General features: G+C 61.6%; 15 protein-coding genes. 4 read left to right on the top strand and 11 right to left on the bottom strand.

Annotated features, from left to right (window positions below; genetic code table 11):
- Positions 1-48: 48 nt before the first annotated feature.
- From pgsA to uvrC, 3 genes are all read right to left on the bottom strand, one after another.
- A complete protein-coding gene (pgsA, locus tag WG899_RS18380) occupies positions 49-615 on the bottom strand; it encodes a CDP-diacylglycerol--glycerol-3-phosphate 3-phosphatidyltransferase (protein WP_339597110.1) in 567 nt (188 codons plus the stop codon).
- A 132-nt stretch (positions 616-747) separates the two neighbouring features.
- Entirely contained in the window at positions 748-1,206 is a 459-nt protein-coding gene (locus WG899_RS18375) for a hypothetical protein (RefSeq protein ID WP_339597109.1), read from the bottom strand.
- A 112-nt stretch (positions 1,207-1,318) separates the two neighbouring features.
- On the bottom strand, positions 1,319-3,358 hold the full coding sequence (gene uvrC, locus WG899_RS18370) for an excinuclease ABC subunit UvrC (RefSeq protein WP_339597108.1): 2,040 nt from the start codon (positions 3,356-3,358) through the stop codon (positions 1,319-1,321).
- 103 nt (positions 3,359-3,461) lie between these two features.
- On the opposite strand from uvrC, the gene earP reads away from it, so the two are divergent.
- The gene (gene earP / locus WG899_RS18365) at positions 3,462-4,523 is read left to right on the top strand and encodes an elongation factor P maturation arginine rhamnosyltransferase EarP (protein ID WP_339597136.1); all 1,062 of its coding nucleotides are present in this window, start codon (positions 3,462-3,464) and stop codon (positions 4,521-4,523) included.
- 50 nt (positions 4,524-4,573) lie between these two features.
- Here the strand turns inward: earP and WG899_RS18360 are convergent, their stop codons facing one another.
- Positions 4,574-4,747: a hypothetical protein gene (locus WG899_RS18360; RefSeq protein WP_339597107.1), complete on the bottom strand. Its 174-nt coding sequence runs from the start codon at positions 4,745-4,747 to the stop codon at positions 4,574-4,576.
- Between WG899_RS18360 and efp the strand changes: the two genes are divergently transcribed.
- Complete coding sequence (gene efp, locus WG899_RS18355; RefSeq protein ID WP_263536664.1) at positions 4,746-5,300, top strand: elongation factor P; 555 nt, start codon at positions 4,746-4,748, stop codon at positions 5,298-5,300. The genes WG899_RS18360 and efp overlap by 2 nt on opposite strands.
- Positions 5,301-5,422: 122 nt before the next feature.
- Positions 5,423-6,250, top strand: coding sequence for a GNAT family N-acetyltransferase (locus tag WG899_RS18350; RefSeq protein WP_339597106.1), 828 nt, complete (start codon positions 5,423-5,425; stop codon positions 6,248-6,250).
- Here the strand turns inward: WG899_RS18350 and ilvB are convergent.
- Positions 6,247-8,070 (bottom strand): biosynthetic-type acetolactate synthase large subunit, encoded by a 1,824-nt coding sequence (gene ilvB / locus WG899_RS18345; RefSeq protein WP_339597105.1) that lies wholly within the window; start codon positions 8,068-8,070, stop codon positions 6,247-6,249. The two genes, WG899_RS18350 and ilvB, sit on opposite strands and share 4 nt — an antisense overlap.
- Before the next feature lie 99 nt (positions 8,071-8,169).
- Here ilvB and WG899_RS18340 point away from each other — a divergent pair, with 99 nt between their 5' ends.
- The gene (locus WG899_RS18340; protein ID WP_339597104.1) at positions 8,170-8,631 is read left to right on the top strand and encodes an Lrp/AsnC family transcriptional regulator; all 462 of its coding nucleotides are present in this window, start codon (positions 8,170-8,172) and stop codon (positions 8,629-8,631) included.
- A gap of 81 nt (positions 8,632-8,712) precedes the next feature.
- Here the strand turns inward: WG899_RS18340 and WG899_RS18335 are convergent, their stop codons facing one another.
- From WG899_RS18335 to WG899_RS18310, 6 genes are all read right to left on the bottom strand, one after another.
- On the bottom strand, positions 8,713-9,576 hold the full coding sequence (locus WG899_RS18335; protein WP_339597103.1) for a 2OG-Fe(II) oxygenase: 864 nt from the start codon (positions 9,574-9,576) through the stop codon (positions 8,713-8,715).
- A 33-nt stretch (positions 9,577-9,609) separates the two neighbouring features.
- Entirely contained in the window at positions 9,610-10,392 is a 783-nt protein-coding gene (gene yaaA, locus WG899_RS18330; RefSeq protein WP_339597102.1) for a peroxide stress protein YaaA, read from the bottom strand.
- A gap of 193 nt (positions 10,393-10,585) precedes the next feature.
- Positions 10,586-11,932, bottom strand: a complete 1,347-nt coding sequence (locus tag WG899_RS18325; protein WP_339597101.1) for a TolC family outer membrane protein — start codon at positions 11,930-11,932, stop codon at positions 10,586-10,588.
- A 109-nt stretch (positions 11,933-12,041) separates the two neighbouring features.
- Positions 12,042-12,374 carry a rhodanese-like domain-containing protein gene (locus WG899_RS18320; RefSeq protein ID WP_339597100.1) on the bottom strand — a complete coding sequence of 111 codons (333 nt, stop codon included), beginning with the start codon at positions 12,372-12,374 and terminating at the stop codon, positions 12,042-12,044.
- A gap of 11 nt (positions 12,375-12,385) precedes the next feature.
- On the bottom strand, positions 12,386-13,039 hold the full coding sequence (locus WG899_RS18315; protein ID WP_339597099.1) for a protein-L-isoaspartate O-methyltransferase family protein: 654 nt from the start codon (positions 13,037-13,039) through the stop codon (positions 12,386-12,388).
- A 47-nt stretch (positions 13,040-13,086) separates the two neighbouring features.
- Positions 13,087-16,245: an efflux RND transporter permease subunit gene (locus WG899_RS18310; RefSeq protein WP_339597098.1), complete on the bottom strand. Its 3,159-nt coding sequence runs from the start codon at positions 16,243-16,245 to the stop codon at positions 13,087-13,089.
- Between the last annotated feature and the right edge of the window lie 15 nt (positions 16,246-16,260).

Below are 16,260 nucleotides of genomic sequence, written 5' to 3'. Positions count from 1 at the left end.
ACCTGATTCGCGCCGGAGCCTCCAGGCGCGACGGTCGGACCGACAGTCTTAGCGCGCCTTGGCCCTGATTTCCGGCAAGGCTTTTTGCAGGTAATACACCATCGACCAGATGGTCAGCACCACGGCCACCAACATCAAGACGGTGCCCCAGATGCGGGTATGAAACAGCCCAAACAAATTGCCATCAAACAGCAGGAAGGGAATCGCGACCATTTGCACGGTGGTCTTCAACTTGCCCACCATATGCACCGCCACACTCCCAGAAGCACCGATCTGTGCCATCCACTCGCGCAGCGCAGAGATGGCAATTTCACGCCCCACGATGACCAAGGCCACCAAGGCATTGACGCGCCCCAGTTCCAGCAACACCAGCAGCGCGGCGCAAACCAAAAACTTATCGGCCACCGGATCCAAAAACGCACCAAAGGCCGAGGTCTGATTCAGCTTGCGCGCCAGATAGCCATCCAGCCAATCGGTCAGCGCCACCACGACAAACAGAACGGTCGCAAACAAGTTTTGCGTCTGTTTCTCCAAGTCCAAGTAGAACACCCCAACGATCAAGGGGATGGCCACGATGCGGGCCCAGGTGAACAGTGTTGGCAGATTGAAAAACATAGCAGTCATTGTGCCCAACAATGGGGCATCACTTGACCCCTTGCCAAACAATGTGGCTTTAATGATGCAGCGGTTTCAGCAAGGCAGTCCGTGCGCGCACGGCGAAGCGCTCGTGCGGACCTTGAAGCGCCCTCAATCGAGCGTGCGCGGCTTGAATCGCCGTTGATCGTTGAAGAGGAAGGTTTCGCTGAACTTCCAAGGCTCCGGCAAACGCGAGACGTTGCCAAACGGCGCGGCGCGATGCACCGCGTCAATGGCCATCTGCAGGGTCTCTGGAGCCTGACCAGGCCGGCGCAGCACATTGATTTTCTTGATGCTGCCGTCGTGTCGAAGCTCCACCTCCAACACCGGTATGGCCAACAAGATGGGGGGCACCTCGCCCAGATAGGTGTGATCCGGATTGGCCGCCACCAGTCGCTCCGCGGCCTGCGTACGCAGTTCAGCATGGCTGCGCGGTTGCTTCGGTGGGCCCAGACCGGTGGGCTTGGCGGCCTCGGGCACGGCAGGCGCGACCGGATTGCTGCGTTCCACCGGCGCCGGCTCGGGACGCACCTGGCTGGGCGCTGCCGGCGTAACGGCCGGCTTCGACAAGCTCGGGGCATTGGAACAACCGCTCAACAAAGCAACCAGGCCCACGCCCATGCTTAGGGCAACTCGAGGCAGGCAAGACCTGACCCCCGACTCTTTCCACTTCGATTCTGATTCAATGCAAAACACGGTAGATCTCCTCGGCCAGTTCCCTGGATATGCCTTTGACACTTGCTATCTCCTCGACGCTGGCCTCGGCCACACCGCGCACGCCACCAAATCGCTGCAGCAGTTGGGCACGCTTCTTGGGGCCAATGCCGTCCACATCCTCGAGCCTCGAACTACCGGTGCGCACCGCCGCCCGCTTGGCCCGCATGCCGGTGATGGCGAAGCGGTGCGCCTCGTCGCGGATTTGCGCCACCAGCATCAGCGCTGCTGAATCGCGCCCCAGGTAAACCTTGGGGCGACCATCTGCAAACACCAACTCTTCCAGCCCCACCTTGCGCCCTTCGCCCTTTTCAACGCCGGCGATCAGGCCCAAGTCCAAACCTAACTCTTCAAATACCTCGCGCGCCATCGAGACCTGGCCGCGGCCGCCATCGACCAAGACCAAGTCAGGCAGGCGCCCCGTTCCGAGCTGCGCCGCCTCGGCCATCTTGCTGTAGCGCCGGGTCAGCACCTGTCGCATCGCTGCGTAATCATCGCCGCCGGTGATGCCTTCGATGTTGTAGCGTCGGTACTGGCTGCTTTGCATCAGGTGCGACTCAAAGACAACGCAGGACGCCATGGTGGCCTCACCGGCCGTGTGGCTGATGTCAAAGCACTCAATCCGAAACGCATCAAGCTCCTGCACCGACAAGTCCAGCGCCTCCACCAGGGCACGCGTGCGCGCCTGCTGCGAGCCTTCTTCCGACAGCAAGCGCGCCAGAGCCAACTCACCACCCTTGATGCACATCTCCTGCCAGATGCGTCGCTGCCCGCGGGGCTGGGCCTGGGTCGTGACCTTGAAACCCGCCTGCTCACTCAAGGCCTGGCACAAGGACTCATCCACCGCCTCGCTCAACACGATCAAGGACGGCACTTGTGCATCCAGATAGTGCTGCGCAATAAAGGCCTCCAGCACCAGGCGCTCGGGCGAAGCGACCAGCTCCTGCTGCCCTTCATCCGACCAGGCCAGCGAGGTCGCCTCTTCCACATGCTTCGGGAAGAAGGCGCGGTCCCCCAGATGCCGGCCGCCGCGCACCATGGCCAGATTCACACAAGCACGACCACCCTGCACCTTGGCAGCAATGATGTCGACATCGCGGTCGCGCCCGGTAGCGCTGTTTTCATCCACAGACTGCTGCTGCAGCACCCGCGCCAACGCGCTGATCTGATTGCGCACCTCGGCGGCCAACTCGAACTGCAGCTTGTCCGCGAAGGCCATCATCTGAACTTGCAAGCCATCCATCACCGCCTCGGTCTCGCCCAGCAAAAACCGCTCGGCATTGCTGACATTGCGGGCGTAGTCCTCGCCCTGACCTTCCGGCACACAGGGGCCGGAACAGCGTCGAATTTGATACAGCAAGCAGGGTCGGCTGCGGTTGTTGAAGACCGTGTCCTCACAGGTGCGCAGCTTGAAGACCTTTTGAATCAGCTGAATCGATTCCTTCACCGCCCAGGCACTCGGGAAGGGGCCGAAAAAACGATGACGCCGATCCACCGCGCCGCGGTAGTAGCTGATACGAGGGAACTCGTGGCCGCTGAGCTTCAGATAGGGGTAGCTCTTGTCGTCGCGAAACAAGATGTTGAACTTGGGGTTCAGCGTCTTGATCAGATTGTTTTCGAGCAGCAAAGCCTCGGACTCGGTGCGCACCACCGTCGTTTCCAAGCGCGCAATGCGCGCCACCATCATGCCGATGCGTGTGCCGCCATGGTCCTTCTGGAAATAGCTGGACACCCGCTTCTTCAGGTGCTTGGCCTTGCCCACATACAGCACTTGGTTCTGGGCATCGAAGTAGCGATACACCCCCGGCAGACCCGGCAAGGCTGCCACCTCTTGAAGCAAGCGCTCTCGCCCTTCTCGGGCGGCCTGCTCCACCTCGGCCACCCGCTCGGCCTCGGCCGCCTCGATCAACTGACGCTCGGCCGCCCATTCGGCTTGCTTCTGTGCCCCGACCGCGGCCGCGCCCGCTTCTTGGAGTTCTTCTGGACCGCCATCACTCGTAGAAGGCATTGCAGCGGCGGAATGGGAATCGGAGTCATGCATGGAGCGCGATTGTGCCGCGATGTGGCGTTGATAATTCCCGCAAGCCAGCAGCACAAGGAAGCTCGTGGGACTGAAGTGGGATCTGTTTTGCCAAGTGATCGACAATTTCGGCGACGTCGGCGTAGGCTGGCGCTTGGCACGTGATTTGGCCGAACGAGGCGAGTCGGTGCGCTTGTGGATCGACGACGCCAGCGCCCTGCAATGGATGGCGCCCGGCCCTCACCCCGATCGCATCGAAGTCCTACCTTGGGTCGAAAGCTTAAGCGTGGACCACTGCGGCGATGTGGTGGTCGAAACCTTTGGCTGCGAGTTGCCACAGGCCTTCCTGGCCACAATGGCCAGCAAGACACCAAGGCCGCCTCTCTGGCTGAATCTGGAATACCTCAGTGCCGAGTCCTACGTGGAACGCAGCCACGGGCTGGCCTCGCCGCAATTCAGCGGCGCCGGACGCGGACTCAGCAAACAGTTTTTTTACCCAGGCTTCACGGCCCGCACCGGCGGCCTGCTGCGCGAACCAGGCTTGCTGGACCAACAGGCCCGATTCGACGCCCAGGCTTGGCTGAGCGGGCATGGCCTGCAGCGCCGCACCGGCGAACGCATCGTCAGCCTTTTTGCCTACCCCAACCCAAGGCTGCCCGACTTGCTGGCGGAATTGGCCCGCCAGCCCACATTGCTGCTGGTCTGCCCCGGAGCCGTGCAGCCGGCCGTCGAACAGCTACTCAGCACCCAGCCCTGGCCGAATCTGCGCTGGCATGCCCTGCCCCATGTGAGTCAGCCCGACTTTGATCGGCTCTTGTGGGCCTGCGACCTGAACTTCGTGCGCGGCGAAGACTCTTTTGTGCGAGCTCAATGGGCCGGCAAACCATTTGTCTGGCAGATTTATCCCCAAGCGGATGGCGCCCACGGCCCCAAGCTGGAGGCCTTCATGGACCTGTGGCTGGCGCAGGCCCCTGCTAGCTTGGCCGCAGCGTCGCGCGACTTGTGGCGCGCTTGGAATGGCTTGCAGGCGGGGTCGAGCGGATTGATGGACTTGGACGAGGCGCACACGCATGCCCTCGCCTGGCGTGAGCAATTACTGCTCCACAGTGATTTGAGCAGCCAGCTGCTCGGTCTGAGTCGCAAAACAGGCTAAAATCCGACGCTTTGCTGCGCCACGGAACCTTCTGGCGTGAGCTTGCAACGTCATTTGGACAGGCCTTGAATCAGGCTCGCCGGATTTTCGAATTCGCGCCCCCTGCATTCATTTGTCTGCGCCGGCTTGATCGAATTCCAAGCTTTCAAGCGAAAACACCAGGCGAACCAGGCGAATTGAATTGGCCGCCCCGAAGAACCTTTTTTCCAAAACGGAACACTCATGAAGATCGCTCAAGAAATCCGCGCCGGCAACGTGATCATGCACGGCAAGGACCCGATGGTTGTGCTGAAGACCGAATACAGCCGCGGTGGCCGCAATGCCGCCACCGTGCGCATGAAGCTGAAGAGCCTGCTGAACAACTCCGGCACCGAAGTCGTGTTCAAGGCCGACGACAAGATGGACCAAATCATCTTGGAAAAGAAGGACTGCACCTACACCTACTTCGCTGACCCGATGTATGTGTTCATGGACGCCGAGTACAACCAGTTCGAAGTGGAAGCCGAGAACATGGGCGACGCCGTTTCCTACTTGGAAGACGCGATGCCTGTGGAAGTGGTGTTCTACGACGGCAAGGCCATCTCGGTTGAACTGCCCACCTCGCTGGTGCGTGAAGTGACCTGGACCGAGCCGGCCGTCAAGGGCGACACATCGGGCAAGGTCCTGAAGCCTGCCAAAATCTCCACCGGATTCGAAATCCCAGTGCCAATCTTTGTGGCCCAAGGTGACAAGATCGAAATCGACACGCGCACCCACGAGTACCGCAAGCGCGTCTAAACGCGGCTTGACCACAGGCACCCAGGTGTCCTGCACGAAGAAAAGGTGTCCATGGGCACCTTTTTTTTCGCCAATCGATCCGGCCCTCCCCGCTTCAGAAGCATTGCTTGAAAGCCCATCCCATGAGCCTCGAATCAGAACTGTTTGAAGCGTACCGACAGGATCGCATCGACCATGAAATCGCTGGCTTTCAGCTCGAGCGTTTGCCTCATTTGCGACGCCATCTGCCGCTGGCCGGGTCGGCTGGGGGCGAAGCTCTGATTTGTTTCAGCCAACTCGACGCGGGCCAGGAAGAGCAACAGATCGAGGCCCAGTTGGCTCACTTTCGCACCCTGAGCCAAGACTTCGAGTGGAAGGTCTACGCGCTGGAGCGGCCCGCTCATCTGCGCCAACTGCTCGAAGAAAAGGGCTTTGTGGCCGACGAGCCCGAGTGCTTCATGCTCTACCCCTTGAACGACGAATTGACGCGGCAAAGCAAGCCCGAGAGCGCATCCGGCAGCGGCCTGCCGGCGGACCTTGAAGTGCGCCGCATCGTCGATCCGTCTCAGTTGGACGATGTGCTCGCGGTGCAGGCGGCCATCTGGGGGCGCGACTTTGAATGGCTGCGCGACAAGCTCGCGCGCAGCTTGCAGCAGGCCGACACCATGAGCATGTTTTGCGCCTATGTTCAAGGCCAAGCCATTGGCACCGGTTGGACCGACTACCCGCCCGGCTCTCGCTTCCCCGAATTGCATGGCGGCGGGGTGCTGCCGGCCTGGCGCCAGCGCGGCGTCTATTCCGCGCTGTTTGAATGCCGTTTCAAGGAAGCCCGCGAACGCGGCTTTGAATGGATGGCCGTTGACGCCTCACCGATGAGCCGGCCGATTCTGCAAGCGATGGGCTTTATGCCCGTCTGCATGACCTGGCCGATGCGCTATGCCTTTGCCGCCACCGAAGGTCGCCGGGCTTAAGCTTCCACAAAGGCGCGGTCCTTGCCCAACCAGACCTCGTGATGAGCGGCGCCGGCGGGGATCATCGGAAAACAGTTTTCCTCGGACTGCACAACCACATCCAGGAAGAACGGCCCGGAGGCGTTCAAACATTCTTGCAGCGCGGCCGCCAGATCCTCGCGCCGCTCGACCCGCGCCGCCTGCCATCCAAAGGCCTTGGCCAAAGCGACAAAGTCGGGCAGCGCCTCGGTGTAGCTATGGCTGTAGCGGCCGCCGTGAATCAGCTCCTGCCACTGTCTGACCATGCCCATGCGGCCGTTATTGCACAAGACCAGCTTGACCGGGGTGCGGTGCTGAACGGCGGTCGACAGTTCTTGGATATTCATCAACACCGAGGCATCGCCGCTGACGCAAACCACCAACTTGTCCGGATGCGCAATCTGTGCACCGATGGCGGCCGGCAGGCCGTAGCCCATGGTGCCGGCGCCGCCGGAACTCAGCCAGCGCCGAGGACGCTCCAAACGGATGTGCTGGGCGGCCCACATCTGGTGCTGCCCCACGTCGGTAGCTACGATGGCGTCGCGGGTCGCAATGGCAGCCTGCAAGTTCGTCATCAAGGCCTGCGGCAGGATCGCTCCCTCGGCTGGCTCCTCGAAAGCCAATGAGGCCTCGGCCCGCCAGCATTCGATACGCTGCCACCAAGCCCGCAGGTCCGCCGGCTGGCTCTGGCCTTCGGCCCAGACGCGTTCCAGTGCCAGCAGACTGTCGGTGCAATCTCCGACCAACCCCACCTCGGTAGGCACAACCTTGCCGATCGAGCGCGGGTCCACATCCAGATGAATGATCTTGGCGTCCGGACAAAACCCGTCGAGACGCCCGGTCACACGATCATCGAATCGCGCGCCAACGCAGACCACCAGATCCGCATGGTGCATGGCCAGATTGGCCTCCAGCGTGCCGTGCATACCCAGCATGCCCAGGTACTGCCGGTCGGAGGCCGGGAAGGCGCCGAGCCCCATCAAGGTCAGCGTGCAGGGAGCTTGGGTCAGCTGAACCAAACGCTTGAACGCCGCGCAGGCCAATGCGCCGGCATTGATCAGCCCGCCGCCGCCATAAAACACCGGCCGTTGCGCCTGCGCTAGCAGCGCCACGGCCCGATCCAACAAGGTTTGATTGCTGCGCGGGCAAAAGGGCAGCACCACGGCTTGAGCAGTCGCTGGACTGACCTCAGCCGAGGGCTCTAAGGCGGCGCTCGACGGCCGATCGGCGGGCCACGGCAAACTGGCCAACTGCAGGTCTTTTGGAAAGTCCAGCAAGACCGGCCCTGGGCGCCCGCCCGCGGCGCAGGCATGCGCCCGCGCCACCAGGGTCGCCACCTCGTTCACATCACGGATCTGCGCATTCCACTTGGTCACCGGCTTGGAGATGCCCAGCGCGTCGCATTCCTGAAACGCATCGGTGCCGATGGCGCTGGTCGCCACCTGCCCGCTGATGCACAGCACCGGCACCGAGTCGCACAAGGCATCCAGCAAACCCGTGGTGGTGTTGCTCATGCCCGGACCCGAGGTCACGAACACCACGCCCACCTTGCCGGAACTGCGCGCATAGCCCTCGGCCGCATGGACGGCGGCCTGCTCATGCCGCACCAGCACATGGCGCAGGCGCGGTTCGGCATGCAGGGCGTCGTACAAGGGCAGCACGGCGCCGCCGGGATAGCCAAACACGGTGTCCACACCCAGGCCCAGCAAGGCCGCAATCAAGGCTCGCGCGCCGTTGAACGGTGTATCGACTTGGGGCTCCGCAGCAAGCGGCAAAGGCTTCTCATCAAACAGGTGATTCATGCCAACACTGTGCCGAAACTCGCGCAGCAAAGGCTGCTGAAATTTCCATAAAATCAGCCGAATTCAGAAAATCATCCTGCAAAAAGTAAGTTCCACAGCATGAATCTAGATAAATTGGATTTCGCCATTCTTTCTGCGCTGCAGCAGGACGCCCGCATCAGCCTGCAGGAACTCAGCCAACAAGTGGGATTGACCAGCTCGCCCTGCTGGAGCCGCATCAAGCGCATGGAAGAAGCAGGGGTGATTGAAGGCTATTCGGTGCGCGTCAACGCCGCCAAGATCGGCCTTGCGGACACGGTGATCGTGCAGGTCACGCTGGACAACCACTCCGACGAAGCCTTGTTCGAATTTGGCCAGGCCCTGGAGCAAATCCCCGAGGTCCTGGAGGCCTTCCTAGTTTCGGGCGACTATGACTATTACGTGCGCATCGCGGTGGCCGACACGCGGGACTATGAACGCCTTCTGCGCGAGCGGCTCTACAAAATCCCCGGCATACGCCACAGCAAGTCCAGCTTTGTGCTGCGCCAGCTGAAGCAAAGCCAGCTCCCGCTACGCCGCTGACCGAAGCCGCTCAGGCGGTCTCGTCAGTCATGGCCGCGCGGACCAAGGGCGCACCGAGCACCACATCGAGCGCCACCGAGATCAGACAAACACGCCCTCGCGCAACCACTTGGTCGCGACCCACTTCTCGCCCTCGCGAACCGGCGCGCCGCCGTGCAATGTGAGGGTCGACGGGTCGGGCCGCTCATAGCCGAAGAACACCGCATTGCCCTTGACCGGCAAGACTTCCAGTTTGACGTCCGGGAAGATCGTCGCCCCGCCCGCTGCAGGCGTATTGAGGTAGATCACGACCGTGCCGACACGCTGCCCGCCGCGACTCAAGATCGCTGCCGAGCCAGCCATATGGGGATCGAAATAGTCGTAGTGCGGCAAATACTCGGCACCGGGGCGATAACGCAATACCTGCAGGCCCTCACCATGATCCACCGGCCAGTTCAGCAATTGAGCCAAGCGAGCCTCGATGCGCCGCACCACATCATTTTCACCGCGCTCAAAAAACATGCCGTCGCTGGTGCGCGCGGCGTTCACCTCGCTACCGTTCGGGTTCGACGCCACTGTCTCCGAGCGCGCCAGGCGAACCTCGGCCGCCGCCACCATCGCGTCGCACTCCTCGTCCGACAAGAGCCCGCCCAACAAGACGATGCGCGGATGATTCAGGCTTAGCAAGACATTGACGCGTCGATCACCCAGCCACAAGGTCGGCGTACCGGCGCTCAAATCAGGCTCCGGCAGCGGATGGTTCGCTTGCCGGGGATGATCTAGCCCCATGATGGCGCCGCCAACACGGGTTTTCTCAAGCACCAGATCAAAGGCCTGCTCGGCCACCGCCGCTTGCCAGCCACTGCTGATCATAGAGGGCACGATCTGTTCCCGCCCGAAGCCCTGAGCGAGTTGCGCCTCGATCCATTGACGCAAGTCCGGGGTGATTTGCTGCTGTCCAGTCATGGCAATATTTTGCGCGATCCCGAGCCCGATTCCTCAGGCCAGGCGGCGCCGGAACAACAATCGCTCGGGGGTCGACAGTGCCGACTCATAGCCATAGCCCTCGGCCTTGAAGGCCTGCAGTCCGGCCGGCGTGTCTACCCGCTCGGTGATGGCGTAACGGGCCATCAGGCCACGCGCGCGCTTGGCAAAAAAGCTGATGATCTTGTACTGACCGTTTTTCCAGTCCTCGAACACGCATTCAATCACCCGAGGTTTGAGGCCCGGCCGATCGGCGGCCCTGAAATACTCCTGCGAAGCCAGGTTGACGATCACCGGCACCTGCGCCGCGGCGGCCTTCTCGTTCAGGTGTTCGGCCAGGCGGTCGCCCCAAAATTTGTACAGCGTGGTGCCGGCCGGGTTCTCCAGTCGACTGCCCATTTCCAAGCGATAGGGCTGGATCAAATCCAGCGGCCGCAACACGCCGTACAGCCCCGACAGAATGGCCAGATGCTGCTGCGCCCATTGCAGTTGCTCCGGGCTCAGGCTGGGGGCATCCAAACCCTCGTAGACATCACCATTGAAGGCCAGCACGGCCGGCTTGCTGTTGTGATGGGTGAAGCTGGGGCTCCAGGCTTGAAAGCGCGCCGCATTCAACTCGGCCAAGGCCGGTGACAGGTCCATCATCTCGGCAATTTCAAGGGGCGACTTGCGCTTCAGCAGCTTGATCAACTGGCTGGATTGCGGCACGAACTGCGGCTGGCTGCTCAAGGCCTGCAGCGGCGCTGGGGTCGGGGTTTCGTAGTCGAGCGACTTGGCGGGAGAAATCAAATAAAGCATGGGCGCCATTCTCGCCGCAGATCAATTGGCACCGTCTCTGTCGCCCCCACTCAACGACAAAACCCTGACACATGACAGTCAATCAACGGGCACCAGATGCGCAGGCCTCTCGGTATCGCTCAAGCATAAAAAAAGGCCCGCAAGAAGCGGGCCATTTTTACGCGCAGGCGGCGAGTGTCACGCCATGCCGGACTTACTTGGCCAGCAACTGGTTGGTGGCTGCAATGTCCTCGGGCTTCAAGACGCCCGCAGCCTGACGCAACTTCAAGTTCAGCAAGACGGCGTCGTGGCGGGCCTTGGAGAGGTCGCGTTGGGTGGTGAAGAGCTGGGTCTGGGCGTTCAAGACATCCAGATTGACTCGCACACCGACCTTGTAGCCCAGCTGAGTCGCATCCAGGGCCAGCTTGGTGGAGGCCTCAGCGGCTTCCAGCGCCTTCACTTGCGCGGCTTGGGACACCAGGCCGAAGAAGTAGGTGCGTGTGCCTTCGGACACACCACGGCGGGCATTGGCCAGATCTTGCCTGGCTTTTTCTTCCAGCACCAAGGCTTCCTTGAGTTTGTTCTGGCTCGCACCACCGGTGTAGAGCGGCAAGGTTACCGACAAGCCCAGGCTGCCGCTGGACGTGGTACCCGTGCTTCCGGCCAAATCGGCACCGGCACCGCGCGAGTTGATGGCGCCCAGCTTACCGGTGAGATCTACCGTCAGGCCGTCCGAAGCACGCGCCTTGCCGGTATCCAAAATGGAAGAATCAACGCCTACCTTGGCCTTGCGGATTTGAGGGTGCTGCTCTTCGGCCAAATTGACCCAAGGTTCAACGCTAGCGGGTACGACGGCCGGCAGCGCCACAGGCACAGCCAAGGGCTTGGGCTCGGCGACCTTACCCACCAAATGGTTCAGCTTCAGACGCTTGACCTGCAGGTCGTTGTCCGCGGCAATCTCAGCGGCCACAGCCAAGTCAAACTTGGCTTGCGCTTCACGCGTGTCGGTAATGGTCGAGGTACCCACCTCAAAGTTGCGCTTGGCCGAGGCCAGTTGTTCAGCAAACGCGGCCTTGCCGGCGCGTGTCGTGGTCAACGCATCCTTGGCCGACAAGACGTCGAAATAGGCCTGCGCCACACGCACGATCAGGTCTTGCTCGGCAGTTTCCAGATCGGCCGCAGCCAGATCCAAGCCCAAACGCGCTTGCTCAACGGTGAGTCGGTTGCTCTTGTTGTAGACGCTGTAGCTGCCGTTCAGGCCAGCCTGGACGGAGTTGGTGCCGGTCCAGCCAAACTTCTTCATGTCCACCTGACTGGTATTGGCACTAGCGCCCAAGCCCAGTGTCGGCTTGATCAGCGCCTCGGCCTGGCCCAGGCGGTATTGCGCTGTGTCCGCTTGCGCGCGCGACGACAGATAAGTCGGGTCAAAAGCACGCGCGGTGTCGTAGAGCTCCAGCAGGCTTTGCGCGCGCGCCACACCGGCGGCACCGAAGGCCATCAGCAACGCCATACCGACTTGGGTCAAGGGGCGGCGCAATGTGTTTGCTTGATGGACTGGCATGAGCTTCCTCATTTGGGATTTGGTTGTTGGTGTTGACGGTTTTGGGCACTGAACGTTCCGCGGCCGGGTCTTCGTTCGACTTCGGCGCTCAGCGTTTCAATAATTGAATTCAATATCTCGGCACCGCAGGGTCGACCTCATTCGACCATGCATCGATGCCACCGGCGAGGTTATAGACGCTTTCGAAGCCGGCGCGCTGCAGAAATGCGACGACTTGCAGACTTCTCACCCCGTGATGGCAATAACAGACGACGGGCTGCGTTGGATCCAGTTCTTCAAAGCGGGCCGAAACCTGCCCCATCGGCATCAGCAGACTGCGCACGCCGTCGACACGGATGCTGGCCAGCTGCGCCTCCCAGGGCTCGCGCACATCCAACAACAGCGGTGGCTGCGCCGATTGGCACAGCGTTCGCAATTCGCCCACCCCGATCTGAATTCGCATGCCGGGCAGGATCAGAAGCTGAAAGACTTGCCCGCGGCAAAGCCCTGCAGGCGCGGCGCCACCGTGTCGAACAAATTGACGGTACGGAATTCTTTCTCGCCGACTCGGGTGATCAACTGCGCCTGCATCACCGGCTCGTCGCCAACGATGGCCGCCAGACGACCTCCCACCTTGAGCTGATTCAACAGCTCGGTCGGCACCTCGGCCACCGAGCCGGACAGCAGGATCACATCAAAGGGCGACTCGGCGGCCAGGCCACGGGCGCCATCTTGCTCGCGCACGGTCACATTGGTGACGCCGGCACGTTTCAAATTGGCAGCCGCCAACGCCGCCAGCTCCGGATTGATTTCCAGCGCGAATACCTTTTGAGCCCGATGGCCCAGCAGTGCGGCCATAAAGCCGCTGCCGGCGCCGATTTCCAGCACCTTCTCGTGGCGAGCCACCTTCAGCTCTTGCAACAAGCGGGCTTCCACACGCGGGGCCAGCATCTTTTGCTCGCCAGGCAGAGGCAGTTCGGTGTCCATGAAGGCCATGGCGCGGTAGGCCGCAGGCACAAAGTCTTCGCGCTTGACCACGGCCAGCAGCTGCAGCACGTCGGCGTCCAACACATCCCAAGGGCGGATCTGCTGTTCAATCATATTGAAGCGGGCTTGTTCGATATTCATCTTGTCATTTCCTTGGCATTCAGCAGCGCGGGCACGCCGCAGCACATTCATTCTGCGGCGATTCTATTTCCAGACCAGCGGCGCTTGGCCCAGGCCGCCAGATCATCGAGATAGCAATAGATCACCGGCACCACCACCAGCGTCAACAAAGACGAGGTGATGACCCCACCGATCACCGCCTGCCCCATCGGCGCGCGCTGCTCCGAGCCCTCGCTGAGCGCAAAGGCCAGCGGCACCATGCCGAAGACCATCGCCAAGGTGGTCATCAGAATGGGGCGCAAACGCACCTTGGCGGCGTGCAGCAGGGCTTGCTCGCGCCCCATCGGTTCGGCATCGACGCCGTGGGCATGTTCCCCCTCGCGTGAGCGAATCGCAAAGTCGATCAACAAAATCGCGTTCTTGGTCACCAGGCCCATCAGCATCACGATGCCGATGATGCTGAACATATTCAGCGTCGAGCGGAACATCAACAAGGCCAAGATCACGCCGATCAAGGTCAGCGGCAGCGAACTCATCAAGGCCAGAGGCTGCAAAAAGCTCTTGAACTGGCTCGCCAGGATCATGTAGATGAACACAATTGCCAGCCCCAGAGCGCCCACCGCGTACTGGAAGGACTCATTCATATTCTTGGTCGAGCCGCCGAAGGTGTAGCGATAGCCCGGCGGGAAGGCGATCCCGTCCAAGACGGCCTTGATGTCGACCGAAATCTCACCCGAACTGCGACCCAGGGCATTGGCATCGATCGTGATCTCGCGGCTCATATCACGGCGATTGATCTGATTCGGTCCGGTCGAAGCATGCACATCGGCCACCTGCGACAAGCGCACTACCCGCGCCGAACCATCCGCCGCCGGCGCCACATTCATTGGCAGGCGCTGCAGATCGGACAAGGCGTTACGCCCATCCGGCCCGAGACGCACCACCACGTCATAGTTCTCGCCGTCCGGCGCGCGCCAATTACCCACCGTGGTGCCGGCAAACAGCGTGCGCAGCGAGCCCGCCAGCGCGTTGACGTTCAAACCCACATCGGCAGCGGCATCGCGCTTGACCTCAATGGCCACGGTCGGCTTGTTCGGCTTCAACGTGGTGTCCAGGTCCACCAGACCGGGGATCTTGAGCAACTCGGCCTGCACCTGCTTGGACAAGCGCTCCAGTTCACCCAGGTCTGCGCCTTGAATCGAGAACTGCAGGCTCTTGCCGCCCCCCAGATCGGTCTGGCCGATATTGGTGACGGTGATACCCGCCACCGTGGCCAACTTCTCGCGGATCGGCTGAGCCAAGTCGGCCACCGAGCGCGAGCGATCCTTGCGATCCACCAGGCGCACATAAATAGCGCCGTAGATCTTGCCGGCGGCAAAGCCGCTATTGATGGTGGTGACGGTGTAGCGCACCTCGGGCAACTCACGCAGCAGCAGGTCGATCTGCTTGGCGCGTGCCTCGGTCACCTCCAGGCTGGAGCCCACCGGCGTGTAGAAATTGATCTGGGTTTCAGACAAATCGGCCTTGGGCACGAATTCCTTGCCCACGCCGCCCAGCAAGACAAAGCTGAACAAAAAAGTTCCCAGTGCAATACCCAGCGTCGCGCCCTTGTGGCGCAAGGACCAAGCCAGAATCTTTTGATAGGCCTCAGACAACCACTCGGTGAAGTCATCGAACTTCAGCGTGACACGCCCCAAGGTCTTGTCGTACAGCGTCACCGGTGGGCCGCGGTGCACGCCATGCGCCTGCGGGTCATGCCAGACACTGCTCAGCATCGGGTCCAAGGTGAAGCTCACAAACATCGAGATCAGCACCGCCGCCACGATGGTGATGCCGAACTCATGGAAGAACTTGCCAACGATGCCGCCCATGAAACCGATCGGCAAAAACACCGCCACGATGGACAAGGTGGTGGCCAGCACCGCCAGGCCGATCTCGGCCGTGCCGTCCAACGCCGCCTGCTTGGGGCTAGCGCCCATGGCGACATGGCGCACGATGTTCTCTCGCACCACGATGGCATCGTCAATCAACAGGCCCACGCACAGGCTCAGCGCCATCATGGTGATGTTGTTGATGGTGAAGCCAAACAAGTACATGAAGAGAAAGGTGCCGATCAAGGCAATCGGCAAGGTCAGGCCGGTGATGACGGTGGAGCGCCAGGAGTTCAGGAACAGGAACACGATCAGCACCGTCAGCGCCGCACCCTCGAACAAGGTGCGCTGCACATTTGCCACCGAAACCCGAATCGCCCGCGAGTTGTCGCGATTGATCTCGGTCATGATGCCCTTGGGCGTGATGGGGGCGGCCTCCTTCAAGGCGCGATTCAGGCCGTCCACCACCTCGATGGTGTTCTCGCCCTGACTCTTTTGCACGCTCAAGAGCACGGTGCGTTGACCGTTGTACAGCGCCAGACTTTCGACCTCTTGCGGGCCGTCCACCACCTCGGCGATTTGCCACAGCTTGATCGAATTGCCGGCCTTGCGCGCCACCACGATGTCGCGGAAGTCGGCGGGCGTCTTCAAGCGCGCATTGATTTGCACCACCCGTTCCTGATCGGCCGAGCGGATCGAGCCCAGCGGCAGCTCTTGGTTCTCGCTTTTCACCGCCGCTAACACCTGATCCACCGTGACGCCCAAGGACTCCATCGCCTGCGGGCGTAGCCGCAGCTGCACCTGGCGCTGCAATCCGCCCACCACGCTGACCGAGCCGACACCGCGCACATTCTCCAGGCGCTTTTGCAACACCTGGGTGGCCCAGGTTGTCAGTTCCTGGGTGCTGCGCTGGCCATCCTCCGAGAGCACGGCGACGTTAAAGATCGGCGTGCTTTGTGGGTCGAAGCGCGAGATGCGCGGGTCTTTCACCTCATCGCGCAGGGTCGGCCGCATCAAGGCGACCTTCTCACGCACATCTTCGGCGGCCTTGCGGCCATCGACATCGAGGTTGAACTCGATGATGACGACCGAGGAGCCCTCGTAAGAGCGCGAGGTCAAGGTGTTGATGCCCTCCACTGTGTTGACGGCCTCTTCGACCTTTTTGGTGACTTCGCTCTCGACAATCTCCGGCGAGGCACCGGGATAGTCCATTTGAACCACCACGGTGGGGAAGTCGATATTCGGGAACTGATCAACCGACAAGCGCTGGTAGCTGAACAAGCCCAGCACCACAAAGGCCAGCATGACCATCACGGCCATCACCGGGTTTTGAATCGAAACGCGTGTGAACCACATGGCGAGCGACCCCGG

Source organism: Paucibacter hankyongi, from assembly GCF_037482915.1.
In the GTDB taxonomy this organism is placed as follows: domain Bacteria; phylum Pseudomonadota; class Gammaproteobacteria; order Burkholderiales; family Burkholderiaceae_C; genus Paucibacter_A; species Paucibacter_A hankyongi.
The sequence above is the reverse complement of the archived record's forward strand: the minus strand, read 5'-3'. Positions and strand labels throughout refer to the sequence as shown.